Source organism: Bradyrhizobium sp. NBAIM03 (assembly GCF_020194055.1).
Classification (GTDB): domain Bacteria; phylum Pseudomonadota; class Alphaproteobacteria; order Rhizobiales; family Xanthobacteraceae; genus Bradyrhizobium; species Bradyrhizobium yuanmingense.
This window is the reverse complement of the sequence record NZ_JADYVS010000020.1, coordinates 106,577-132,131: the sequence shown is the minus strand read 5'-3', so window position 1 is coordinate 132,131 and position 25,555 is coordinate 106,577. Positions and strand designations below refer to the sequence as shown.

Genomic DNA, 25,555 nt, shown 5'->3' with positions numbered 1-25,555 from the left:
ACAATTTTGAGATAGCAGGACATCGAACCATGAATATTGCCGTCCTCCCCGACTCGCCCACCACCGCCCCGCAAATGATCGATCCGCTCGATCATCTCGCCGACAAGCTGTTCCACCGCATGGGCGCCGATGGCGTCTATGCCCGCACCGCGCTCTACGAGGGCATCGTCGAGAAGCTCGCCGCGCTGATCACCGGTTATCGCGAGGCCGGCACCGAGGTGATGCGCTTCCCGCCGGTGATGAGCCGCTCCCAGCTGGAGAAGTCCGGCTATCTCAAGAGCTTTCCGAACCTGCTCGGCTGCGTCTGCGGCCTGCACGGCACCGAACGCGAGATCAACGCCGCAGTGAGCCGCTTCGATGCCGGCGGCGACTGGACCTCTTCGCTGTCGCCGGCCGATCTCGTGCTGTCGCCGGCGGCCTGCTATCCGGTCTATCCGATCGCGGCGAGCCGCGGACCTTTGCCGAAGGGCGGGCTGCGCTTCGACGTTGCCGCGGATTGCTTCCGCCGCGAGCCGTCGAAGCATCTCGACCGGCTGCAATCGTTCCGCATGCGCGAATATGTCTGCATCGGCAGCCCCGACGATGTCGCCGATTTCCGCGAGCGCTGGATGGTGCGCGCGCAGAAGATCGCGACCGACCTCGGCCTCAGCTTCCGCGTCGACTATGCCAGCGATCCGTTCTTCGGCCGGGTCGGCCAAATGAAGGCGGTGAGCCAGAAGCAGCAGCAGCTCAAGTTCGAGCTGCTCATCCCGCTGCGCTCCGAAGAGCAGCCGACGGCGTGCATGAGCTTCAACTATCACCGCGAGCATTTCGGCACGACCTGGGGAATCCAGGACGCCAACGCCGAGCCGGCCCACACCGGCTGCGTTGCCTTCGGCATGGACCGTCTGGCCGTCGCCATGTTCCACACTCACGGTACCGATCTTTCCGCCTGGCCCGCCAAGGTGCGGGACGTCCTGAGCCTGCAGCCGCCTGTCGCGGCCGAGGCCCATGGCGAAGGCTGGCGCTAGAGCATGATCCGGAAAAGTGCGGAGCGGTTTTCCGAGAAGATCATGCTGAAACGATAGACCTCACGAGGCCGACCATTTCCACGGGCAAGACGAGCGTGATCCATACCAAGGTCCGATGCCGCGAGATCACCGAGTCCGACGTCGATAAGATCGCGGACTTGCTGACGCGCGGCTTCGTCGGCCGTTCACGCGACTACTGGATCCAGGGTCTGCGCCGGCAGGCCTTCCGGGCCGTGCCGGAGGGCTATCCGCGCTTCGGCTACATGCTCGACGACGACGGCAGGCCGGTCGGCGTGCTGCTCTTGATCTACACCTCACGCAAGGAGGGCGAAGAGACCGCCATCCGGTGCAATTTGTCGAGCTGGTATGTCGACCCGGCCTACCGCAACTACGCGCCGCTGCTGACCAAGATCGCCCAGCGGCACAAGCACGTCACTTATTTCAACATCAGCCCGGCGCAGTGGACCTGGCCAATCATCGAGACGCAGGGCTTTCGCGCCTATTGCCGCGGCATATTCTTCTCGGTCCCTGCGCTAGCGCGCGTCCCGCGCTGGAACGAGATCGAGGTCATTCCGCCGCACGCCAAGGAGATCAAGGGGCTTTCCGAGGCGGAGACCGAGCTTTTGACGCGACATGCGCGTTACAATTGCCTTAGCCTCGTCTGCCGCACGCCGAAGGGAACCTTCCCTTTCATCCTGCAACCGGTGCGCATCCGCCGCGGTTTCATCGCACCGCCCGCCATGAAGCTGATCTATTGCCGGAGCACCGCAGAATTTGCCGAATGCGCCGGCCGCATCGGACGGCTGCTGCTGCGGCTCGGCAAGATCGCGGTGGCCGTCGATGCCAACGGTCCGGTTCCCGGCCTCGTCGGCATTTACACCGAGCGGCGCGGCCGGAAATACTTCAGGGGCCCGCACCAGCCACAGCTCGGCGACCTCACCGACACGGAGCTCGTGCTGTACGGGCCGTAGAGCAACGCCCGGCGCTGTAAATCTGTACGAGCGGAGCGGGAATATCGCCGCGCTCGTCCGGAGCTACGGCCTATTGCCTTGGCAGCGGGCCGTTTACGCGTGCGCTCACCATCGCCGGTCATCCTCCGTAAACTACAGCGCTTAAGGGAATTTTCCGGCCTGTTCGCTAGCCTCGGCGGCTGAATTAGGCTGCATTCAGTCTATTGCTGGCCGAGGCCCCGCCGACCCCATGATGTCGACCCGCGAGAGCGAGCTTGGTACAGGCCGTGAGCAGGGCCCAGGCGCCCTCGTCGCGCTGAGCCAGCTTGCGCTCGACCACATGGAACAGGGCGTCTGCGTCTACGATGCCGACAACCGGATCGTGCTGACGAACCAGCGCTATCTCAGACTGTTCGACATGTCGGCCGAAATCGTGCGGATCGGCACCAGCTATCGCGAGGTGCTCGCGCACAGCGCAAGCCGCGGCAACTTTCCGCAAGACCAGCTCGACGCGTTGTATTCGAGGCGGATGGCGCAGATCGCCGCGGGCAAGCCGTTCCGCACCGAGCAAATGCTGGCGAGCGGCCTCGTCATGTCGCTCGAGCTGAAGCCGCTCCCCGGCGGCGGCTGGATGACGATCTGCGACGACGTCACCCGCCTCGCCCGGCTCGAAGCGGAACTGCGCGTGCAGACCGAGCGCAGCCAGCACGCGCTCGCCAACATGTCGCACGGACTGATCATGTACGACGTCGACAGCCGTGTCGTCGTCTGCAACGAACGGTTCCTGAAGCTCTACAACCTCGACCCCGAGATCGTGAAGCCGGGCGTCGCGCATTCCACGGTGATCGAGCACTGGATGTCGCGCGGCAACCTGCCGGGCATGTCGAGCGACGAATTCTACCAGAACCGGCTGGAGGACGTGCGCACTAGGAAGCCGAAGACGCTGCTGGTGATGCGCTACGACGGACGGATGGTGCAGGCGGTCTCCCGCTTCCTGCCCGACGGCGGCTGGGTGACGGTGCACGAGGACGTCACGGAGCGGCTGCAATACGAGGAAACGCTGCGGCAGCAGAATTTCATCCTCGATGCGGCGCTGGAGAACATGGCCCACGGGCTCGCCTTCTTCGACAGCGACATGCGGCTTCGGGTCTGCAACTCCACCTACCTCAAGATCTACCTGTTGTCGCCGGAGGAGACCCGCCCCGGCACACACCTCGCCGAGCTGATCGAGCGATCCATGGCGAACGGCGCGTTCTCCCCGGAATACAGCCCGCAGCAGATCCTCAAAGCCGCCCGCGCGCGGATCGCAAGCCGTGATTCCTCGCCGATGCGCCGGCGCATGTCGAACGACACGGTGATCTCGGTGCGCTATTGCGCGCTGGCCGAAGGCGGCTTCGTCGCCACCTATGAGGACATTACCGAGCGCGAGCGTGCGATCGAGGAGCTGAGCGAGCAGTACCGCCGGTTCGACGCTGCCCTGAACAACATGAGCCAGGGCCTGTGCATGCTCGACGCCAGCCTGCGCGTGATCGTCTGCAACCGCCGCTATATCGAGATGTATGGATTGTCGCCGGAGACCGTGAAGCCAGGCGTCTCGATGCGCGACATCATGGAGCACGCCTGCGAGCTCGGCATCCATCCGAACATGACCGGCGCCAAGCTCTATGCCGACTACGTCGAGAGGCTGCGCGAGGGCGAGCACACGCTGCACCGCCATTTGAACGACGGCCGCATCATCAAGCTCAACCACAAGCGGATGGAGCATGGTGGCTGGGTCGTGACCTATGAGGACGTCACCGAGCGCCACAAGGCCCAGGCCCGGGTGGCGCACATGGCGCGGCACGATTCGCTCACCGACCTGCCCAACCGCACGCTGTTCCGCGAGAAGATGGGCGAGGGGCTGAACCAGGTCGCGATCGCCGGCGGCGCCATGGCCGTGCTGTGCTTCGACCTCGACAATTTCAAGACCGTCAACGACCGCCTCGGCCACGCCGCCGGCGACCGCCTGCTGCGCTGGGTCGCGGCGCGCCTCAAGGAGAATGTCGGCGAGCACGACACCGTCGCGCGGCTTGGCGGCGACGAGTTCGCCGTGCTCCAGCGCGGGCCGCAGCCGCAATCGGCCGAGGCGCTCGCCCGCCGCCTGGTCGAGATCATCGGTCATCCGCCGCCGCTGGAAAGCCAGTCGATCCATGTCGGCGTCTCCGTCGGCATCGCGATCGCGCCCGACCACGGACTCGATGCCGATGAGCTGATGAAATGCGCCGACCTCGCGCTCTACCAGGCCAAGGCCAAGGGGCGCGGAGCCTATCAGTTGTTCGAGCCCGAGATGGAGGAACAGGCGCGCAGCCGGCACGCGCTGGAGCAGGACCTGGTCGGCGCGCTGGAAGGGCGTGAATTTCACCTGGTGTTTCAACCGCAGATGCGGCTCGATTCCTCCGAGCTCACCGGCTTCGAGGCATTGCTGCGCTGGAAGCATCCCTCGCGCGGCTTCGTCTCTCCGGCCGAGTTCATCCCGATTGCGGAGGAGAACGGGCTGATCGTTCCGATCGGCGAATGGGTGCTGCGCACGGCCTGCGCCACCGCCGCGTCCTGGCCCGGCGTCACCGTCGCGGTGAACCTGTCTCCGGTGCAATTCCGCTCCCGCGGCCTGGTGGCGATGGTCACGAGCGCGCTCGCGGAAGCCGGCCTGCCGCCGCAGCGGCTCGAGCTCGAGGTCACCGAGACGGCGCTGCTCGACGACAGCAAGGCGACCATCGACATCCTGCACCAGCTCCGCGCGCTCGGGGTGCGCGTCAGCCTCGACGATTTCGGGGTCGGCTATTCCTCCCTGAGCTATCTGCGCAAGTTTCCATTCGACCGCATCAAGATCGACCGCTCCTTCGTCGGCACGCTCGGCGAAAGCCCGGAGAGCGTTGCCATCGTCAGAACGATCGCGAGCCTCGGCTCCGTGCTCGGCGTCGAGACCACGGCGGAGGGCGTGGAAACCGAGGAACAGCTCGACTTCGTCCGCGAATGCGGCTGCACCGCGGTCCAAGGCTATTATTTCGGCAAGCCGTGTCTCGCCTCGGAAGTCGGCCGCACCATCGAGACGCTGAACACGGTCCGGCGGGTGGCCTGACCGCTTCGGCCGCTCAAATTCCGCCTCTCGGCACGCGGCCAAACGACGAATTGTCGCAGAGGTCGGCTCTGTCGGCGTTAGCTGACCGACGGCCGCACATCGATGCGCGCAACACGCTTTTCTTCTCCGTCAAATTCAGGAACAATCGCCTCGCAACGAGAGACGGCGCCCCCAGAGAGGCCGCCGCGAGGGAGGCTTTCGATGTCGGGATACGGGCTGAAGACGATTGCATTTGCCGCGGTGCACGCCGTCATGGGCTTATTGCTCTCCACGGCGGTCAATGCGCAGGACTATCCAACGAAGCCGATCACGTTGATCGTGCCTTGGCCGGCCGGCGGATCGACTGATCTCTCGATGCGCGCGATCGCCGACAGCGCCTCGAAGGTGCTGGGCCAGCCGATCGTGACCGACAACAAGGCCGGCGGCAGCGGCACGGTCGGGCCGGCGACGATGGCCGCGGCGGCGAAGCCGGACGGCTATACCATCTCGCAGATCCCGATCACTGTGTTCCGCCTGCCCTTGATGCAGGAGGTGTCGTGGGATCCGGCAAAGGATTTCACCTATATCGTCCATCTCACGGGCTACACTTTCGGCGTGACCACCAGCGCGGAATCGCAGTTCAAGAGCTGGAAGGACGTGGTGGAGTTCGCAAAGGCGAATCCGGGCAAGGTGACCTACGCCACGCCCGGCGCCGGCACCTCGCTGCATATCGGCATGGAGCAGATCGCCGGGATGTCCGGCATCAAGCTGACGCAGGTCCCCTTCAAGGGCGGCGCGGAGACCAACGCTGCCGTGCTGGGACAGCACACCATGCTGCAGGCGGATTCCACGGGATGGCGGCCGCTGGTCGACGCCGGCAAGCTGCGGCTCTTGATGGTGTGGACCGGCGCACGCTCGCCGAACTATCCCGACGTGCCGACGCTGAAGGAGCTCGGCTATCCCATGGTCTATGATTCCCCGTTCGGCATTGCCGGGCCGAAAGGCATGGATCCCAAGATCGTCGCCAAGCTGCACGATGCCTTCAAGAAGGCGGCCGAGGATCCCGCGGTGATCGCCACGCTGGCCAAATACGACATGGTGCCGAACTACAAGAACACCGAGGATTACAAGAAATTCGTCGTCGAGGTCACGGAGTCCGAGCGCAAGGTGATCGAGACGCTCGGGCTCGCGAAGAAGTAAAGTTCTGCCGCGACACGTGCTGGCGCCATCCTGAGGTGCGAGCCGCACTTGCGGCTCGCCTCGAACGATGGATCGGGGTACCGTCGCCCTTCGAGGGCTACGCTGCGCTCCGCCACCTCAGGACGACGGTGATCCGAGAGCAATCCAGATGAACGATCCAACCAACGTCAAGCTCCGCCTCGGCAACTCCGAACTCTGGGGCGGGCTGATCGGACTCTCGCTCGGCGGCTTCGTGATCTGGTCGGGCTTGAAGCTCAAGCTCGGCACCATCAACGATCCCGGCTCCGGCTATGTGCTGTTCTACACAGGCATCCTGATGTGCGTGTTCGCAGGCGCCATCATCGTCTCGGCGATCACCGAGGGCGGGCCGACGCTGGCCTCGCGCTGGGAGAACGTGCGCTGGAGCAAGCCGCTTGTCCTCATCGCCTGCCTCACCGCATTCGCCTTTGCGCTGGAGCCGCTGGGATTCCTGCTGTCGTCGATCCCGCTGATGCTGCTGCTGTTGCGGCTGATCGATCCGGTGCGATGGACCCTTGCCATTCCGATCGCGGTACTGGTGCCAACGGGTATGTGGTGGGTGCTCAAGCGGCTGCTGTTGATCCAGTTGCCGTCCGGCCTGTTCGGGATCGGCTGACCCCATGGATACGCTCGTCAACGTGGCACATGGATTCGGCGTTGCGCTGCTGCCGATCAACCTGCTCTATTGCTTCATCGGCGTCTTCATCGGCACGCTGGTCGGCGTGCTGCCGGGCATCGGCCCGATCTCGGCAATGTCGCTACTGCTACCTGTGACGCTGTCGGGCACGCCGGAATCCGGCATCATCATGATGGCCGGCATCTATTACGGCTCGATGTATGGCGGCTCGACCACCTCCATCCTGGTCAACATCCCCGGCGAAGCCGCCTCGGTCGTGACCTGCATCGACGGCCACCAGATGGCAAAGCAGGGCCGCGCGGGCCCCGCGCTCGGAATCGCCGCGTTCGGCTCCTTTGCGGCCGGCACCTTTGCGCTGGTGGCCTTGATGCTGGTGGCGCCGAAGCTTGCCAGCCTCGCCATTGCCTTCGGCCCGGCCGAATATTTCAGCCTGATGGTGCTCGGCCTCGTCGTGCTCACCTTCCTCACCCAGGGATCGATGCCGAAGGCATTGCTGATGGCGTGCATCGGCGTCGTGCTCGGGCTGATCGGGCTCGACAGCATCACCGCGCAGCCGCGGCTGACGTTCGGCCGCATGGAGCTGATCGACGGCATCGGCCTCGTGCCCGTGGTGATGGGCCTGTTCGGCGTCGCCGAGGTGCTGCTCAACACCGAGCAGGCGATCAAGCGCGACGTCATCAACACCAGGATCACCCATCTCCTGCCCAGCAAGGAGGACTGGAAGGCGAGCGCAGGCCCGGTCGGCCGCGGCACCATCCTCGGCTTTTTCCTCGGCATCCTGCCGGGTGGCGGCGCCGTGGTCTCGTCATTCGCGTCCTACGCGCTGGAGAAGCGGCTGTCGAAGACGCCTGAAAGGTTCGGCCATGGTGCGATCGAGGGCGTCGCCGGGCCGGAATCGGCGAACAACGCCGCGGCCGGCGGCGCCTTCATTCCGCTGATGACGCTCGGCATCCCGCCGAACGTGGTGATGGCGCTGCTGCTCGGGGCCTTCGTCATTCACGGCCTGCAGCCGGGGCCGCTGCTGATCACGCAAAACCCCGGCCTGTTCTGGGGCATCGTCGCCAGCATGTATATCGGCAACGTCATGCTGCTGATCCTGAACCTGCCGATGATCGGCATGTGGGTGCAACTGCTCAAGCTGCCCTACAATATCCTGTTCCCCCTGATCATCCTGTTCACGATCCTCGGCGTCTACTGCTCGAGCAACAACGTGTTCGACGTCTATGTGATGATCGCGTTCGGCATCATCGGCTATTTCATGCGCAAGCTCGGCTACGAGCCGGCGCCGCTGGTGCTGGCCTTCGTGCTGGGGCCGATGATGGAGAACAATCTGCGCAAGTCGCTGATCCTGTCGCAGGGCGATCTCTGGACCTTCGTGCAGCGGCCGATCTCGGGAGCGTGTCTCGTGCTCGCCCTGGTGCTGCTGATCGCGCCGCTGCTGCCGTCGCTGCGCAAGAAGCGCGAGCTGGTGGCGCTGGACGAGGGAGCGTGAGGAGGAGCTTGTAGAGTCGGCAAAGGCACGCTTGCGCCGTGCCCACACTCTCTAGCTTCTTCAAATTTCGCGAAAACAACCCCATGCACAGTAGAATAGGATTGATTTCAAAGGAGAAATTTGCGGATAAGCGCCAACTCTCGCCAAGGCGGTCGGGCAGCGCGGATTTGCTCTCAGATACAAAACTAGTTAGCCAACCCTCACTTACGCGAGGGTCTTTCTTTAGATGTCTGAATGACTTAGCGATAGCATAGCTGCTTGAGTTAGACACCGCTGCAGTCGACAGACAATCGTCGACGCCATAGCTGCATAATTTACCTTCGCAATCAGAGGTCGTCGAGCTATGTTCCGACTTAATGGAACTCGTATGCGACAATTCTGAACTTAACGGTATCTGGGGGGCCGAAGCCCCGGACATTCTCGTTATCGGCGGCTATGCCATTCGGCGCGACATGACCGTTGGTTTGTTGGAGAGGGTAAAGGCGTTTAAGGCCAAACACGGCCTAGACAGTCACTGTCCGGTCAAATGGAATATGCGTGACTTGGATCGTCCGCTTGCTGCCCATGGCCTGGAGAACCAAAAGCAAATCCTCATCGAAAATAGTGACGCTATTCGCACCGATTTGCTCGACGCGCTCACCACGGCCGGCGCAGTGATATTCGTCAGCATCATCCATGCCTACTCAAACAACAAGCAGGTTCTCGGTAAGACTAAGCAAGACTTGGTAGGCTATTCGTTTGGCAACCTGCTGATGCGGGTTGGTCTTTTCTGCAAGGACAGTGCAGGAGGCAGGCGCGTTGATTCGCTTCTCGATTGGCCCGAAGCAAATAATCGGGCACCTTTTACATCCGAGTATCATACCGGGTGGCGCTACGGCAGGTCGGGCCCTGAACAGGGTGGGGTGAAATACCAGTGTGGACCGCTAGCTCAAATCGCATTCGCGCCGACTGTGGCGTTCGCGGGCATGGAGTTCGAGCCCAGGCTGCAGCTCGCTGACTTGGTCGTCGGTGCCGGGCGGGAATTTATCAATTACTCGATGGGCAAAAGTAAGAAGGAGGCATTCGGAGTGCAGCGCTTTAAGGCTCTGCTCCCTCACCTCTACCAAGCCAATGGCCAGACGCTTGGACGGGGCATCACGGTCTCTCCCACGAACGGGGACCTCTCCGCAGCCGTATTGAAGGCATTGAAGAGCCTGTGAGCTTTGGCTCAGCAGACTATTGCTGGTCCAGAGCCTCCCGACAGGCCGCAATTTGTAAGGTGCTCCAGGAGCGCGGATTTGCCCCGGCATCCTTTGCATCGCTTGCTTTGCAATTTCTAAAAAGATGAGTTCCATCAACAAGTTGTTGATGCCCCGCAGGCCTCAATGTTCTTGCGTTGTTCTTTGTGCGCGAATCTGGCGCAGTGCGGTCGCTCAGCATATCGCAGGCAGCGGATGAGCCTCATAACCGCACGCCAAAAGGTTGCGTCGATTCGAAGAACATTCTCGGCGGGAGTAAACTCTTATCATGCTAGTCGAGCCAAATTGGGCGGCCTTCCGCTCCAAGTTCAATGGCAAGGAGGAAAAAGCCTTCGAATGGTTCTGCTCACTCTTGTTCGCCAAAGAGCATAAGCAGCCGATCGGGCCTCTGCGATACTTCAACCAGGCCGGCATTGAAGAAGATCCGATCACCGTTGGCAGTGACGTTGTCGGTTGGCAGGCGAAGTTTGTCGAAAAATTTTCCGGGCAGACGGAAACGCTCAAGAAGGCCATTGATGACGCCAAGCTTCAGAACCCGAGCCTGACGCAGATTTACTTCTACGTTAGCGCCGACTTCGGCCAGAGCAGAAAAAAAGGAGCAAAGGAACCCTCATACAAGACGGAAATCGAGGACCACGCACAGTCCAAGGGAGTAAGCATCGTTTGGAGAACGCGCAATTATTTCGAAAAGCCATTCGTATGCGAAGAAAACGCGAACATCTCCCGATATTTCTTTACTAACGAAAAGAGCACGATTGACCTCATTCGAGAATTGACGCGACATACCGAGGCCATTCTCAATCTTATAAGATCGGAAATCGCCTCGAACGGCGCAGTCATCAAGATTGATAGAAGTCCGCTTGTTCTTCGGCTCAAAGAAGCGCTCCTGCAATCGCCGGTCGTAATAGTTTGCGGAGAGGGGGGCGTTGGCAAGACCGCAGTTGTGAAGGATTTCCATCATCAACTGGCCGCTACCACGCCAATGTTTATTTTCAAGGCGACGGAATTCACTGCGCTTGCAAACGTCAATCAACTCTTCAAAGATTACGGCGATTTCACTGTATCAGATCTGATCCAGGAATTTAGTTTATCCGACGAGAAGTACGTCATAATAGATTCCGCCGAGGAGCTGTCTGGGATAGAGCGCCCAGAAGTTTTCCAGGAGCTTCTGTCCACGCTCAGATCAGCTGGCTGGAAAGTCATTTTCACAACGCGTCTCGGCTACCTTGAAGACTTGGAGCGCACACTCATCCACGTGTATGGCGTCTCGTTCAAGCCTCTGACGGTCGAGAGCCTGGCAGCCGATGAACTAGCGCAGTTTGCGAAAGACTATCAATTTGTACTCCCGGAAGGCGAACGCCTGCGCAAATTGCTCCAAAATCCCTTCTACCTGAATGAATATCTTCGCGACTATCCACGAGGATACACCAAGATCGGCTACTCGGAATTCAGAGAGGCGATGTGGAACACTCGCATCGCGAAAACTTCCGACACCCGACATAATTTGCATCGGAAACGGGAGCAGTGCTTTTTGGAGATTGCCCGAAAACGAGCGACGACAGGTAGCTTCTTTGTGTCTGTCGAACGTTATGATGATGTGCTTCCTCAGTTGGAAGCGGATGAAATCATAAAATACGACGCCAGCGCCGGCGGCTATTTCGTTGCTCACGATATTTACGGCGAGTGGGCTCTCGACAAAATCATCGAGCGGGCCTTCCACGCGTCACTTACATTCGACAAATTCTATGAGACCATAGGAAACTCGCTGCCGATACGGCGAGCATTTCGGAGCTGGCTCTCGGAGAAGCTCCTTTCTGATGATGACGCCGCTAAGAGGCTCATCGAATCGACCATCGATGCTGCCGAAGTCGAACGTCATTGGAGAGACGAAGTTATCGTGGCCGCGATGCTCTCTCCCTATGCGGAGGTCTTTGTAAGCTACGTGAGTGCAAGGCTGCTCAGTCTGCCCGACAAATCGATCGAAGAGGGGAGCTTCACTCGATACAGTCGGTCAATCTCTGTGCGCAGCAAGTATGAGGATTTGTTGCTCACGAAAGTCCTCTTCCTATTGAGGATTGCCTGCAAGGACATCGATCACGATCTGCTCAAAGTCTTCGGAGCGAGGAGCCATGCGCTGGCTCACCTATTCGCAAAGCCCAGGGGTGCTGGGTGGCATAGCGTTATCGCGTTTGTAAGTGAGCACAAGAGCGAGCTTGGTTTGGCGTACATGAATCTCGTTCTTCCCGTGCTAGACGACTGGAACCGCTATAATAAGCAGGGCTCCACAACGAAACACGCGGCACAGTTGGCTCTATTCTATTATACGGAACTGGCGAGAGGTGATGGTCACTTTCCGTACGGCACAAACGACGATACGAAGGAACAGCTAATAAGGACCATCTTCAACGGCGCTACGGAGATCACAGGCGAATTAAAGACAATCTTCAGTCGGATCGTCGCGGATGGTGACGCATCCCGCAGGACCACCTACTATGAGCTAGCGCACGCAGCGCTCGGAGACGCGACTGAGACCGGTATCATCGCCAAGCATTTGCCCACTGAGCTGCTGGCACTCGCGAACTTCTACTGGATTTACACTCCACCCAAGGAAAAGAACGCTTGGTACTCCGGTCGCCACGATATCGAAATGGAATCGTATTTCGATCTGGCTAGCAATCATTCGGACTACTATCCAGCTAGCGCTCTCCAAACACCGATATTGAACTTGCTGCAGGCTGCCCCAAAGGAAACAGCGGACTTCATTCTCGGTTTCACCAATAGGGCAGTCGACTACTTTGCCACGACCGACCTCGGTAAGGCCGAGGTGGAGCAGGTCGAAATACATATCGACGGCAAACCGCCTATCAAGCAGTTCGTATCGAACCGCATCTGGAACCTCTATCGAGGCACCCAGGTCGCACCGACACTTATCGAATCGATCCACATGGCACTCGAACGATGGCTGCTCGCTCAGGCCAAGATGGCTAAGCCGGAAATCCTGGAAGGCTGGTGCTTGTATCTCATCGAGAACTCGCGCTCCGCATCGATCACCGCCCTTGTGACAAGTATAGTTCTCGCAGAACCGAGCAAGTTGTTTAATGTCGCCAAGGTGCTATTTCGCACCAAGGAGCTGTTCTTTTTCGAAATGGGGAGAATGCAGCTGGACTCGTCTGCAAAGAGTCTGTTCGGCATCAGCTCTGATCCGAATGGAATCTTTACGAACGAACGCCTGAACACATGCGACGATGAGCATAGAAAAGCAAGCTTAGAGCACCTTGCACTCAAGTATCAGCTGTTTCGATCGGGCGATGAGACAGAGGAACAGGTCAAGGCTAGGCAACTGAAAATTTGGCAAATCTTCGACGATTATTACGCCCGTCTACCAGCCAAAGAAGACGAAACTCACGACGACAAGACCTGGCGCCTGTGCCTAGCCCGCATGGATCGACGGAAGATGAACATTTCTACGGAGTCCAAAGACGACAAGGTGCTTATCAGCTTCAATCCGGAGATTGATCCTGAGCTAAGACAGTACAGCGAAGAAGCCGTTGCAAAAACCTCAGAGGCGATGAAATACACGCCATTGAAGCTTTGGTCGCACTATCGATTTGAGCGCAACGAGAGTGAGTACAAGGAGTATCCTCAGTACGAAGGCGACTACAAACAGGCCCTCGCTGATACAAAGATTATCATCAAAGGCCTGGAGGCGAACGAAGACGAGAATGGGCGGTTCTCTCTGTTTTATAGAGCAGTTCCTGCCTATGTCTGCGCGGTGCTGATGAGGGATGAACTCGGCTCTCTCGACGCCTCAGAACGAGAATTCTGTAGAGATGTTCTCCTCGACTATGCGTCCGCATCGCTCGACGAAAGATATCGGTATCAAGTTTCGGATGGCGTGAGCGCGGCAGTGCTCGTCCTCCCCACCTTAATGAAACCGTTTCCGAAAGACGCACCGCGCGTAAAAGAACTTCTGTTGTTCGGCCTATTCAACGAGCGCCCGGCCGGCATGTCGCAGAGGTTTTCAGACTTTGCGGCATTTGCGATCTTGAATGAAATGTGGAGAGACTGCCCGATAGACGCAAATTCATTATTTCTCGGCTATCTTCTTTTGGAGCCGAAACTAGATGGCATTCGCAGCGCCATCAGAGAGAAGAAATGGAAGAGCCATACTTTCAATTTCTCGCAAACCGAGGTTTTTCAGGAGTTCTCCAAGCAGTGCAAGAGCGAACTCAAGAAGGTCTGGAGTAATCAGCTAACGTTTGCTGACTTGCCGCAGGTAGACACAATAGACGCGAGTGTTCTCGCCGCTGGATTTTTGTTGCTGCCTCTTCCTGTCGCTGATGAACATCACAAGGATTTTGCGCAAGCGGTCTGTAAAGCTCTTGCGAAGCGAGTGCTAGAAAGGGACCGGGAGGATCGATTTGACTACACTCTGCGGCATCGCTTCTTCGACAAGCTAGCGGACCTCGTGCTGCAATCCGATAAGGGAGATATCAGGGCATACCTGCAACCATTCCTGGAGCACTTCGGCGGTTCTCGCGAGGCCGCCGCTCTGCTGAGCTCCCTTGTTTCCGCGGAAGACAAACAAAATCAATACGAACAGTTCTGGACGGCGTGGGAGCTATTTTATCCGACCATCAAGAAGCTCTGCGAGCACAAGACCGGAAGGCTTTACGGCTCTGAGGTCGTGCATAACTATCTGCTGGCGTGGCCATACTGGAAGAAAGGCATAAAAGAATGGCGGTCGGTGAAGGTCCGAGAGAAAGCCTTTTTTAAGAGGGTTGCTGAGGAAATTGGAGATCACCCCGCAGCCCTGTATTCACTCGCGAAGTTTTTGAATGAAATCGGCGGCGGCTTTGTTGATGATGGGATTTCCTGGATCTCCGGCATCATCGAACGAACGCCTGACCTGGATTCGAGAGAGCTCGAAGTCAACACAGTCTATTATTTGGAGAATCTGGTGCGCGACTACTTGCTCCAGAACCGACATAAGGTCCGTACAACGCCTCAAACTCAACATCAAGTTCTTACTATTCTGAACTTCCTCTTAGCGAAGGGTTCCGCGACGGCATATCTGCTGAGAGAAGACATTCTCTAGTCGGCCCAGCTGCAACGGACAGGCCGCTTCGACACCTTTTCAGATTCCTTACCCCGCCGCAGGCAGCGCGCTGTCCGACGGCACGCTCCACGGGCGCTCCGCCGAAGCCAGCCCAATCAGGCGACCTTGGATGTAGTCGCAGCCCCAGTCGCGCAGCATGTTTGCGGCTTCGTCGTCCTGCACCCATTCGGCGACGGTCTTGATGTCGAGGCGTCGGGCGAGGTCGATCAGGGTCTGCACGAAGGCGCGGTCGTCGGCGGAATGGGTGATGTTCTGCACGAAGGCGCCGTCGATCTTGACGATGTCCACCCCGAGCTTGCGCAGATTGCGGAACGAGGTGTAGCCGGCGCCGAAATCGTCGATGGCGATACGGCTGCCGAAATGCTTGAGGCGGCTGACGAAGGCGCGGACATCGTCGATGTCCTGGATCGCGACCGTCTCGGTGATCTCGACGATCAGCCGTTCGGCAACGCCGGGATGGGCCAGCATCAGCGATTCGATTCCCGCCCACCAGTCCGGATCCATGGTCGTATCAGGCGAGATGTTGAGGCTGAGGCAGATGTCGGGCGCCGCCGCGAGCTCGGCGACCACGAGCTCGAGCACGCGGTGATCGACCAGGCGGATCAGGCCGAGCCGTTCGGCGACGGGCACGATGTCGGGCGCGAGCAGCACCTGACCGTCGCCCTGGTCCATCCGCACCAGGCATTCATGGAATGCGCGCTCGCGCGAGACAGCCGAGACGACGGGCTCATAGGCGAGCCTGATGCGGCGCTCGTTGAGCGCGGTGACGATCTCGTCGGTGACGCGGATGTTGACGCGGCGCTGCGCATCGCGCGCGGCATCCGGACGCCAGGCCGCGAACGAGCCGGAGCGGCGGCGCTTGGCGGCGTCCAGCGTCTCGTGGGCACGGTTGACGGCCTCGTCGGTGTTGCGGGCATAGCGCGGCAGGCTGACGGCGCCGATCGAGGCGGTGACCGAGACCGGACCGGATTTGGTCGGCACCACCTCGTCGCGGATGCCGGCGAGGAAGCGCTCGGCGGCCACGTTCATGTCGTCGACGGTGCAGTTCTTCAGGATCAGGCCGAACTTGTTGCCGGAGAAGCGCCCGAGCACGTCGCCGCCGCGCAGGCGCGCGCGAATGCGCTTGGCGACGTCGAGGATCACGGCGTCGGCGACGTCGAAGCCGAAGGCATCGTTGACGCGGGCGAGATGATCGATGCCGACCAGCATGAAGGCGGCGGTCGAGCGGAAGCGGGTCGTCTCCTCGATCGCCTCGGCCAGCGCCGCGATCAGATGCGAGCGGTTGAGCTCGCCGGTCAACGGATCGAGCCGGGCCAGCCTGCTCAATTCCTCGTCGCGGGCGTGGCGCTCATTGTTGATGCGGACGGAGCCGATCGCACGCGTCGGACGGCCGTCGGGACCCGCAAACCAGCGGCCGGTCTCCTCGATCCAGATCACGGGATCGGAGGCGCTCATGCGCACGCCGTACTCGATCCGGTAGGGCGTGCCGTCGGCGCCGTGCACCGGGGACGTCAGCGCCAGCGCCGCCGTCCGCAGCGTTTGCGCGGGCTCGATCAGCTTGGCGAATTCGGCGCCGGTCGAAAGCCGCTCGGCGGGAATGCCGGGGAAGACGGCGCTGACCTGCTCACCCCAGACGATGGCATCGCTGGCGATGTCCCAGGCGAACACGGCCTGGCCAAGCGCGGCCAGGATGTCGGAGGCTTGCGGCAGTCCAGGGGTCAAAGTCGCCTCGTTTCGGGACAGTGGAGAAGTCCTGAGCCGGCACAGGATAGAGCCAGATTCGCTGCCGAACCTAGGCAAAGTTGATAAACAATTTGGAAACCACGTTTCCCCGGCGCGGGGAACCAATCCGGCCCGGCCGGCATAGGCCTTGCGAGTACAGGACTCGCACCGGCGCCCGCGTCCCGAAACGCGACAGTCTCGCCGGATCAACGGTGATTGCGATGTTGAGTACGGATCGATCGGACGTAGCGGACAACGGCACAGGCACAGCCCTGGTGCCGCTGATGCCGACGTTGCAATGGGTTCACAAGGCGCCGCTGCCGCGTCCCGATCCGAGCTTCGTCACCCAGCTCATCGCCAACGCCGAGTATCTGCCCCAGACCACCCGGCTCCGCCGCGCCTCTTCCGAAGATGCGCGGACGGCCTATGGCAGCAAGCGGCCACTGCAAAGCGTCAGCGCGCGCACACGGCAGGTGGCTTGAGGTCGGTCAGCGCGGCGGCGTGTCGGAAGACGGCGTGCCGTTCCCCGGCTGCAGCTGCGGCGAGGGAATTTCCGGCGAGGGGGCACCCTGCACGGGCTTGGGCGCCGGGTGATCCATCAGCACGGATTCGGCGACGGACTGCGCCGAAGAGGCGGGCGGTGCCGGCTGCGGCGCGATCACCGGCTCGAACTTGCGCTCGGACTCCACATCCTCCGCCGGCGCTTCGGCCCTGCGTTTGGCCTTGCGCGGCGCCGGCACGGTCGTCTCGGCGACATAGGTGACGCGGCGGCGCGTGCGCTGGGCGATGCCAGCGAAAAAGTCGGCCATCGCCAGCAGCACCAGCAGGAAGAAGGTGGAGTTGCCGAATTTGGGCCACATCACGAATTCGGCGGCGGCCGCGCCGAAGATGATCAGCGACAGCAGATGATCCATCAGGAATTTCGAGCCCGGCCGCGCGCCCTTGACCACCTCGAGCAGCAGCAGCATGACGCCGAGCGCGAGCAGGAGATCGGCGAGCGTGACCGGCCAGGTCTCGCCCGTGATCATCGGTACCTTGAACAGCACGTCCGTGAAGGACACGGTCGGCATCAGGAAGGCGATGATGTTGTAGACCGCGAGCGGAATCAGGAGCAGCGGGAAACCGACCATCGGCTTGATGCCTTCTCGATCAAGATATCCGGACAGAACAATGCAGCGGCGAAGCATCCGCTCCGCCGCCGTCACCGTCTATCTCATGGGTTGGCCGAATCGGGCGGGTCCGATCTCCCGCCCGAGAAAGATCCTGGCTTCAGGACTCTTTCTTCTTCAGGACCTGGCGGCCCTTGTACATGCCGGTCTTGAGGTCGAGATGGTGCGGACGACGGAGCTCGCCGGAGTCCTTGTCTTCCACATAGGTCGGCTTCTTGATGGCGTCCGCCGAGCGGCGCATGCCACGGCGCGACGGCGAGGTTTTTCTTCTCGGAACGGCCATTTCAATATCCTCTAGGGATTGGTGTCATCAGGGCATCGTCCGCGGAGGGACGGCTCAGCACCCGCAAATAACGAGGCGAGCTGAATGCCGATCAAGGCCGCGCTTATAGAGGAAGGCTGGCCGTAAAGCTAGGCTCTTGGGCCGGAAAATGCGCCCGGAACGGGCCAAAAATCAGCGATTTTCGCGCCAACAGGTCGCAAGCGAGCTCGCCTGCCCCCGCGCCATATAGGTGGCTGCCAGCCGCCGGACGCCCGGTCCCGGGGTCCGGGCGCTGCGCTTGACCGGATTCGGCAGGATCGAGGCCAGAAGCGCCGCCTCGCGGGGCGAGAGGCTTTCGGCGGATTTGCCGAAGGCATAGGCGCTGGCCGCCTCGACCCCGAACTGCCCCTGCGGGCCGAGCTCGGCGATGTTGAGGTAGATTTCGAGAATCCGCTGCTTCGGCAGGACGAGGTCGATCCAAAGCGCCAGCGGGAATTCCAGCGCCTTGCGGACGAAGTCGCGCCCCTGCCACAGGAACAGGTTCTTGGCGACCTGCTGGGTGATGGTGGAGGCGCCCCGAAAGGCGGTGCCATCCTCCCTGGCGTCGTCGATCGCCTCGCGCAGCGCGCCCCAATCGATGCCGTGATGCTTGCAGAAATGGGCGTCCTCGGCCGCCACCACCGCGCGCGGCAGAGCGGGCGACATATCGGCGAGGTCGATCCACTCCCGCTGCATCGGCGCGCCCCGCAAGCTGCGCCAGGCCATCAGCGTCGAAACTGGGTGGCCGGTGCGGTAGAACGGCGCGATCACATAGGGCGCGAGGACCACGACCGCGAGCACCACCAGCAGGATTTTGACGATGCGCAAATCGACCTTTCCGGTGCAAACTGAAGAGCGGCCATGGGCTGGAGTATTAAGTCTGTGATAATTCGGGCCTTTTCCAGCACTTTTTAGGCCTTCCAAACGATTGACTGGGGCGGGCGCATAAAGGATTGTCCCGCCGAATTTTAGTTCTGGAGCCCCTCTTGATGACCGGCACGTCCCCGTCCGATTTCGCCAAACGTCTGGACAAGACCGCTGATGACACCGAAGCCCTGCTCGGGCGCCTGCTGTCGGACGACATCCTGCATGACGAAATCGCCCGGCCCAAGCGACTGATGGACGCAATGCGCTATTCGAGCCTCAACGGCGGCAAGCGCCTGCGGCCGTTCCTGGTGGTCGAGAGCGCCGCCGTGTTCGGCGTGCCGCGCGAGGCGGCCCTGCTCGTGGGCGCCGCGCTCGAATGCATCCATTGCTATTCGCTGATCCACGACGACCTGCCGGCGATGGACAATTCGGACCTGCGCCGCGGCCGCCCCACCCTGCACAAGCAGACCGACGACGCCACCGCGATCCTTGCCGGCGACGGCCTCCTGACCCTCGCCTTCGACATCATCACCCGCGACGAGGTCCATCGCGACGCCAATGTGCGGCTGCTGTTGACGCGCGCGCTGGCGCGCTGCGCCGGCATCGGCGGCATGGTCGGCGGCCAGATCCTCGATCTCGCCGGCGAAGGCCGCTTTGGCGGCAACGAGCCGATCGACGTCGCCCGTATCCAGCAGATGAAGACCGGCGCGCTCTTGCGCTACGGCTGCATCGCCGGCGCAATCCTCGGCCAGGCCTCGAAGGCGGAATATCAGGCGCTCGACGATTACGGCCGTGCGCTCGGCGAAGCCTTCCAGATCGCCGACGATCTGCTCGACGTCGAGGGCGATGCGGCTGCGCTCGGCAAGCCGGCCGGCGCCGATGCCGCGCTCGGCAAGACCACCTTCGTGACCCAGCTCGGGATCGAAGGCGCCAAGCAGCGCGTGCGCGACCTGCTCGCGCGCGCCGACAGCGCCGTCTCGATCTTCGGTGACCGCGCCGCCGTGCTGCAGGCCGCCGCGCGTTTCGTGGCTGAGCGGAAGAACTGAGCTAAAGCGCGATGCGATCAGGATGAATCGTCGTCGCGCTTTAGGTTATTGTTCGAGTGGTCAGGAAAGCCGTGCCATTTCAGTTGCAGACCTCGACATTGGCGTCGACGTGGGGGCCGCCGCCGCCGCGATAAACGAGGCGGCAACCGGGCCTGACCGGCCGGCAGAGCAGAGCGTTACAAAAGATCTGACCACTGCCGCTCGAGGCACGGCCCGCGCCAGCCGCCGCGGCTGCACCGTAGCCGCCCGCTCCAGCACCGGCCCGCTGCCGCGCGGGGCGGTCCTCGCCGTCGTCGCGTCGCGAGGTCGCGGGCTTTGACGCGGGCTTGGCCGCGCGCTTCTTCTCGCATTCATTGTCGTCGTTCAGGACATAGCCGTTGCCGCAAACGATCCTGGTGCACTTGTCGCCTTCGGCCTTGAAACCGTGCTCGCAGACCAGCGGGCAGACCCGCGACGGCTTGGCCTTGACCGCATCGAGCGCGTCGGTGCTCGCCACCTTCACGTCGAGCTTGGTGCCGGCATAGCGGTTGAACTGCGACAGCGACCGCTGCGAGGAGGTATTCCAATTGCCGTCGGCCTGCCCGGAGAAGCAGCCGACGCGGCCGAGCTCGCTCTGCACCGAGCGGTTGAGATCGGCCGGCGCGGTCGTCGGACTGAGCGCGGCGACGTTGGTGCCGGCAGCGCTCGTGGTGTTGCCCGGCGCAACGCCCGGCGCCGTGGCGGCGAGGTTGACGCGCTGTTGCTCGGCGGCGGCGGCCTGCTGCTGGGCCTGCTCCTTGGCCTTCTGCGCAGCAAGCTGCGCCTGCTCGGCGGCCTTCGCATCGGCCGCGGCCCTGGCTTGCGCATCCTTCTGCGCGCCGAGCGCAGCAAGGCGGTCGCGCTCGGCCTCGGCCTGCTTCGCTTTCGCGATCGCCGCCGCATGCGCCTGCTCCGCGCCGATCTTCTCGAGCTGGAGCTTGGCGAGGCTCGCATAGAATCCGTCCGGATGCTGGGCGAGGAAGGCTTCCCACGCCGGCCGGTTGCCGACCTGGAGCGCGAGCTCGTAGTCGCGGCGGATATCGGCCTGGGGATTGGCTACGGGCGCCGCCGGCGCCAGCTTGACCGGCACCAGCGGCACGTCCTCGCCACCAAGCGAGCCATAGACGAACGGCTCCTGCTTGTTGCCGGTCGACTTCAGCACATCGTCGCGCACGAATCCGAAGGCGCGGCGGACGTCGAGGCCCGGCGTCGTCAGATGCTTCGACAGCGCGATGGTGAACGGGCTGTTGGCACCGTCGCCGTCCTGCGCGGTGAAGCCGGCCTTGGCCGAATAGGCGATCAGCGTGTTGGGGCTGGACGGCTCGACCTGGGCGAGGCCGCGGCCGATGCCGCGCGAAGCGACCGTGCGCTTCATCCGCTTGCTGAACGGATTGTCGCGGCAGGCATCGAGGATCACCAGACGCAATTGCTTGGCGGGCTCGACCGCGACCAGGACACGGTCGAGGGAGAGCGCCTCGTCAAAGACGTCAGTGTCCCGCTCGAGCTTGGCATCCACCGGGATCAGATAGTTCGAGCCCTCCACCTCGATGCCGTGGCCGGCGTAGTAGACCACGGCGATTTCGGCGTCGCGGGTCGCGTCGGCGAAGTCGCGGAGCACGCGCCGTGTCTCCAGCGCCGACAGATCGTGCCGGGAGTCGACGACGTCGAAGCCGGCCTCCTTCAGGGTCTTGGCCATCACCGACCCGTCATTGACGGGATTGGCGAGCGAGGGCGCGTGCTGATAAGCCGAATTGGCCAGCACCAGCGCCACCCGCTTTCCGGCAACAGCCGGCCCGGCGCCGAACATCAGGCCGAGGGCGACGAAGAGCGGACAAAGTCTGAACAAGCTGCGCATGACACGACTTCCGATGGTTCCGGGCCGTCCGGCCCTTTGGGACCGCTTTAGCAACATCCTCCGCCGGCGCTTGTGATGGAGGTCACGAAGCGGACCCCGACGGCAGGCCGTACGACCTCTTTTGTTTGTCGCGCCAGCGCTGTCGCGGTTCGCCAACGGACGGCGGTGCGGACCGGGTTCCGTCAGACAACCCCGATGTGCTCCCGATATTGCGGCAGATCGTCCGTAATTTCATGCCAGGGCGCCTTCGAGCCGACGAAAATATGGGCGCTCGGCCGGATGGAGGGGGCATCGACCAGGGTTCCCATGGCGACGTGGACCCACTCTCCTTCCCGGACCCGGGAATAGAGCAGCGAGCCGCAGCGGCCGAATGCGCGTCATGGGTGGTGTCGTCGCCGAAAATCATCCGGAGGTCGCCGCCCCTAACAATGCGAAGCCTGTTCTGCCGGATGCCGGCGAAGGGCTTGAAGGCGGCACCGGTGGTGCGCCGGCAGTTCGAGCAGTGGCAGTTCATCGCATAGGCGAATGCGTCGGCCACCTCGAAGCGCACGGCGCGGCAAAAGCATTCGCCGACAAGAATGCGAGCGTTCGAATTTTCTGATTCTGCCATCGTGACGCCTTCGCGCAAATCGCTGACACACCCATAGCGCATTTCAACGTGTACGACTAAGTTGGCCCGAAGCCATCATGCAAAGGAACGACCCATGAGCCAGGACCGGTCGAGCGTCGAAGCCGTCGTGCAATCGTATTTTGACGGACTTTACGAGGGCAACGCCGACAAGCTCGGCGCCATCTTCCATCCCTCCGCCGATCTGCGCTGGGTCGAAAAGGGCGAGCTCCAGGTTCTGACCGTGCCGGACTGGCTCGACCGCGTGCGCAAGCGCGCCTCGGCCAAGGCCGAAGGCAAGCCGCGCGAGGACTTCATCGTCACCATCGACCGGTCGGACGACAAGACCGCCTTCATCAAGGTGCGCTGCCAGCTGCCGCCGCGCTATTTCACCGATTATCTCGTGGCGATGAAGCTCGCCGACGGCTGGCAGATCGTGTCGAAGTCGTACCGATATGATTTGAGGGAGTGACGGGCGCCGTCCTGCTGCCCGAATTCGGACGCACTCGCTATCCAATTCTCCGTCATTGCGAGCGCAGCGAAGCAATCCAGAATCTCACCGCGGAGACAGTCTGGATTGCTTCGCTGCGCTCGCAATGACGATGCGGATGCAGCGTCCGCTCCATCTCCCACCCCTGCTCGCCTGGAAATCACCATGCTTGTCGACCGCCGCGCCCTGATCGCCTCATTCGCCTGGTTGGCCGCCTCCCCTGCGCTCGCCGGGGATGCCCCATCAGAATTCGAATCCTACGAGCGCGAGAGCGGCGGGCGGATCGGGCTCTATGCGGAGAATCTCGCAACCGGCAAGAAGCTCGCCTGGCGCGCCGACGAACGGTTCGTGATGTGCTCGACGTTCAAGGCTTCGCTCGCCGCCAGCGTGCTGGCGCGGGTCGATCGCGGCGAGGAGCAGCTCGCGGCCATGATCCCCTATGGCCAGGCGGATCTGCTGGAATACGCGCCGGTGGCGAGGGAAAATCTCGCGGCCGGCAAGATGTCGGTCGGCGAGATGTGCAAGGCCATCGTCGAGCTCAGCGACAACACCTGCGCCAATCTGCTGCTGGCGCGGATCGGCGGCCCCGCCGCGCTGACCGCCTTCTGGCGGTCGCTCGGCGATACCACCTCGCGGCTCGACCACAACGAGCCCGAGCTCAACCGCTCGCAACCCGGCGACCCCCGGGACACCACGACGCCGGCAGCGATGGCGGGAAATTTGCGCCGGCTGGTCGCGGGCGAGGCGCTGTCGCCTGCTTCGCGGGCCCTGCTCACCGACTGGATGGTGAACTGCAAGACCGGCGCAAATCGCCTGCGTGGCGGACTCCCGGCAGGCTGGAAGATCGGCGACAAGACCGGCAACAACGGCAAGGACGCCTCGGGCGACATCGCGGTCGCCTGGCCGAAGCCGGATACGCCGATCCTGATCGCGGCCTATACCCAGGGCGGCACGCCGAGCGCGGCGCAGATCGCATCCGCGTTCGCGCGGATTGGGCGGATGGTGGCCGAACGGCTGGCGTGAGCCGCGCATTGACCTAGCCGTCGCTTCCGGGTCAAGACAGACCATCATGGAAGCGAAGTTTCAGACCTTTCTCATCCTGCTGGCCGTGCTGGCAGGCGTGGCACTGGCCGCGCGACGCTTCAACGTCGCCCCTGCCATCCTGCTGATGCTGGCGGGCGTCGGCCTCGCTTTCGTGCCGGGCATGCCGACTGTGGAGCTGCCGCCGGAGCTGGTGCTGCTGGTGGTGCTGCCACCACTGATCTACTCGGCCAGCGTCGCGATGAGCTGGCGCGAATTCAAGAAGAACCTGCGTCCGATCGTGCTGCTCGCGGTCGGCGCCGTGATCTTCACCACGGCGATGGTGGCGGCCGCCACACACTACATGATCGGCCTGCCCTGGACCGTCGGCTTCCTGCTCGGGGCCATCGTCGCGCCGCCCGACGTGGTGGCGCCGCTCGCGATCGCGCGCCGGCTGAACATGCCGCGCCGCATCCTGGTCGTGCTCGAAGGCGAAGGTCTCGCCAACGATGCCACCGCGCTGATCCTCTACCGCTTCGCGCTCGCCGCGATCCTCATCGGCCACTTCTCGCTGCCGCTCGCGGCCGGTGAATTCCTCCTCATCGTCGCCGGCGAGATCGCCTTCGGCATCGGCGTCGGCTGGCTCTCCTTGCGCCTTCGCAAATGGTCTGGAGATCCGCAGGTCGAGCTGACGCTGTCGCTGATCACGCCCTATGTCTCGTACTGGCTGCCCGAGCATATCGGCGGCTCCGGCGTGATCGCAACGGTGGCCTGCGGGCTCTATGTCAGCTGGAACGGCCCATTGCTGATCTCCTCGGCGACGCGCCTGCAAGGCATCTTCTTCTGGGATCTCGTGATCTACCTGATCGAGGGCATGCTGTTCCTGCTCACCGGTTTCCAGATGCGCGCGCTCTACGAGAAATCAAAGACTTTTCCGCTCGACGACATTCTCATCGCAACCGCATTGGTCCTGGTGATCGTCGTGATCGCGCGTTTTGCCTGGCTCTATCCCGCAACTTATCTGCCGCGAATGCTCTCCAGGTCGCTGCGCGAGCGCGATCCTTCGCCGCCATGGCAATGGCCATTCGTGCTCGCCTTCACCGGCGTGCGCGGCGCGGTGTCGCTGGCCGCCGCGCTGGCGCTGCCGTTCACGCTGCCGAATGGCGAGGCGTTTCCGTATCGCGACCTGATCCTGTTCGTCGCCTTCGGTGTCATCTTCGTGACGCTGATCGGCGTCGGCCTGACGCTGCCGCCGATCGTGCGGTGGCTCGGCGTCGCCGAAGCCGGTCGTCACGAGCATGCCGCCGAGCACGAAGCGGAGATCGCCGCGCGCCGTCAGGCGCTGGAGGCCGCGCTGAAATCGCTCGACGCGCTCACGGCGGAAAAAGAGGTTTCCGACGAGGTGATGCGGCTGCTGCGCGCCCGCCACGAGATCCGCTTCAACCAGCTCCCGGACTCGCTCGATCCCAACCGTCACGACATCTCTGCCGCCGGCACCGCTCTGACCCGCGAACTGATCGCCGCCGAGCGCAAATTCATCCACAAGCTGCTGCGCGACGGCCAGATCACCGACGAGACGCGGCGGCGGATCGAGCGCGATCTGGATCTGGAGGAGGCGAGCCTGGCGAATAGGGAATATCGAGCCGGGCCGCTGTAGCTTCCTCGTCATTGCGAGCGTAGCGAAGCAATCCAGACTGCC

18 protein-coding genes and 1 pseudogene are annotated in these 25,555 nt (G+C 62.4%); 13 read left to right on the top strand and 6 right to left on the bottom strand.

All coding sequences use genetic code 11. The features are described 5' to 3' along the window. Positions 1-29 precede the first annotated feature (29 nt). From I6F21_RS26625 to avs4, 8 genes are all read left to right on the top strand, one after another. The gene (locus tag I6F21_RS26625; RefSeq protein WP_036023924.1) at positions 30-1,010 is read left to right on the top strand and encodes an amino acid--[acyl-carrier-protein] ligase; all 981 of its coding nucleotides are present in this window, start codon (positions 30-32) and stop codon (positions 1,008-1,010) included. A gap of 95 nt (positions 1,011-1,105) precedes the next feature. After that, positions 1,106-1,981, top strand: coding sequence for an acyl-CoA acyltransferase (locus I6F21_RS26620; RefSeq protein WP_036023925.1), 876 nt, complete (start codon positions 1,106-1,108; stop codon positions 1,979-1,981). 229 nt (positions 1,982-2,210) lie between these two features. Continuing rightward, the gene (locus I6F21_RS26615; protein ID WP_225183696.1) at positions 2,211-5,078 is read left to right on the top strand and encodes a PAS-domain containing protein; all 2,868 of its coding nucleotides are present in this window, start codon (positions 2,211-2,213) and stop codon (positions 5,076-5,078) included. Between the two features lie 201 nt (positions 5,079-5,279). Beyond that, a complete protein-coding gene (locus I6F21_RS26610) occupies positions 5,280-6,257 on the top strand; it encodes a tripartite tricarboxylate transporter substrate binding protein (protein WP_225183695.1) in 978 nt (325 codons plus the stop codon). A gap of 148 nt (positions 6,258-6,405) precedes the next feature. After that, the gene (locus I6F21_RS26605; protein WP_225183694.1) at positions 6,406-6,891 is read left to right on the top strand and encodes a tripartite tricarboxylate transporter TctB family protein; all 486 of its coding nucleotides are present in this window, start codon (positions 6,406-6,408) and stop codon (positions 6,889-6,891) included. A 4-nt stretch (positions 6,892-6,895) separates the two neighbouring features. Continuing rightward, positions 6,896-8,404 (top strand): tripartite tricarboxylate transporter permease, encoded by a 1,509-nt coding sequence (locus tag I6F21_RS26600; RefSeq protein WP_225183693.1) that lies wholly within the window; start codon positions 6,896-6,898, stop codon positions 8,402-8,404. A 356-nt stretch (positions 8,405-8,760) separates the two neighbouring features. Further along, on the top strand, positions 8,761-9,603 hold the full coding sequence (locus I6F21_RS26595) for a hypothetical protein (RefSeq protein ID WP_225183692.1): 843 nt from the start codon (positions 8,761-8,763) through the stop codon (positions 9,601-9,603). A gap of 307 nt (positions 9,604-9,910) precedes the next feature. Further along, positions 9,911-14,740, top strand: a complete 4,830-nt coding sequence (gene avs4, locus I6F21_RS26590) for an AVAST type 4 anti-phage nuclease Avs4 (protein WP_225183691.1) — start codon at positions 9,911-9,913, stop codon at positions 14,738-14,740. A gap of 48 nt (positions 14,741-14,788) precedes the next feature. Here avs4 and I6F21_RS26585 read toward each other — a convergent pair whose 3' ends face one another. After that, complete coding sequence (locus I6F21_RS26585) at positions 14,789-16,483, bottom strand: bifunctional diguanylate cyclase/phosphodiesterase (protein ID WP_225183690.1); 1,695 nt, start codon at positions 16,481-16,483, stop codon at positions 14,789-14,791. Positions 16,484-16,704: 221 nt separating this feature from the next. Here I6F21_RS26585 and I6F21_RS26580 point away from each other — a divergent pair, with 221 nt between their 5' ends. Beyond that, on the top strand, positions 16,705-16,965 hold the full coding sequence (locus I6F21_RS26580) for a hypothetical protein (protein WP_225183689.1): 261 nt from the start codon (positions 16,705-16,707) through the stop codon (positions 16,963-16,965). Positions 16,966-16,971: 6 nt separating this feature from the next. Here the strand turns inward: I6F21_RS26580 and I6F21_RS26575 are convergent, their stop codons facing one another. The 3 genes from I6F21_RS26575 to mtgA all read right to left on the bottom strand — a co-directional run bounded on the left by I6F21_RS26575 (position 16,972) and on the right by mtgA (position 18,781). Next, positions 16,972-17,613: a hypothetical protein gene (locus I6F21_RS26575; protein WP_225183688.1), complete on the bottom strand. Its 642-nt coding sequence runs from the start codon at positions 17,611-17,613 to the stop codon at positions 16,972-16,974. Positions 17,614-17,752: 139 nt separating this feature from the next. Beyond that, positions 17,753-17,935 (bottom strand): 50S ribosomal protein L32, encoded by a 183-nt coding sequence (rpmF, locus tag I6F21_RS26570; RefSeq protein ID WP_007598106.1) that lies wholly within the window; start codon positions 17,933-17,935, stop codon positions 17,753-17,755. Between the two features lie 171 nt (positions 17,936-18,106). Continuing rightward, on the bottom strand, positions 18,107-18,781 hold the full coding sequence (gene mtgA / locus I6F21_RS26565; RefSeq protein WP_225183687.1) for a monofunctional biosynthetic peptidoglycan transglycosylase: 675 nt from the start codon (positions 18,779-18,781) through the stop codon (positions 18,107-18,109). Positions 18,782-18,942: 161 nt separating this feature from the next. Between mtgA and I6F21_RS26560 the strand changes: the two genes are divergently transcribed. Then, positions 18,943-19,866 carry a polyprenyl synthetase family protein gene (locus tag I6F21_RS26560; RefSeq protein WP_036038510.1) on the top strand — a complete coding sequence of 308 codons (924 nt, stop codon included), beginning with the start codon at positions 18,943-18,945 and terminating at the stop codon, positions 19,864-19,866. Positions 19,867-19,945: 79 nt separating this feature from the next. Here the strand turns inward: I6F21_RS26560 and I6F21_RS26555 are convergent, their stop codons facing one another. After that, complete coding sequence (locus I6F21_RS26555) at positions 19,946-21,739, bottom strand: caspase family protein (protein WP_225183686.1); 1,794 nt, start codon at positions 21,737-21,739, stop codon at positions 19,946-19,948. A 182-nt stretch (positions 21,740-21,921) separates the two neighbouring features. Continuing rightward, positions 21,922-22,349, bottom strand: a pseudogene (locus I6F21_RS26550) (GFA family protein). A 94-nt stretch (positions 22,350-22,443) separates the two neighbouring features. Here I6F21_RS26550 and I6F21_RS26545 point away from each other — a divergent pair. The 3 genes from I6F21_RS26545 to I6F21_RS26535 all read left to right on the top strand — a co-directional run bounded on the left by I6F21_RS26545 (position 22,444) and on the right by I6F21_RS26535 (position 25,513). Beyond that, positions 22,444-22,818 carry a nuclear transport factor 2 family protein gene (locus tag I6F21_RS26545; RefSeq protein WP_036038516.1) on the top strand — a complete coding sequence of 125 codons (375 nt, stop codon included), beginning with the start codon at positions 22,444-22,446 and terminating at the stop codon, positions 22,816-22,818. Positions 22,819-23,001: 183 nt separating this feature from the next. After that, positions 23,002-23,859, top strand: a complete 858-nt coding sequence (gene bla, locus I6F21_RS26540; RefSeq protein ID WP_225183685.1) for a class A beta-lactamase — start codon at positions 23,002-23,004, stop codon at positions 23,857-23,859. Between the two features lie 46 nt (positions 23,860-23,905). Continuing rightward, positions 23,906-25,513, top strand: a complete 1,608-nt coding sequence (locus tag I6F21_RS26535; protein WP_036002237.1) for a Na+/H+ antiporter — start codon at positions 23,906-23,908, stop codon at positions 25,511-25,513. Positions 25,514-25,555: the final 42 nt, after the last annotated feature.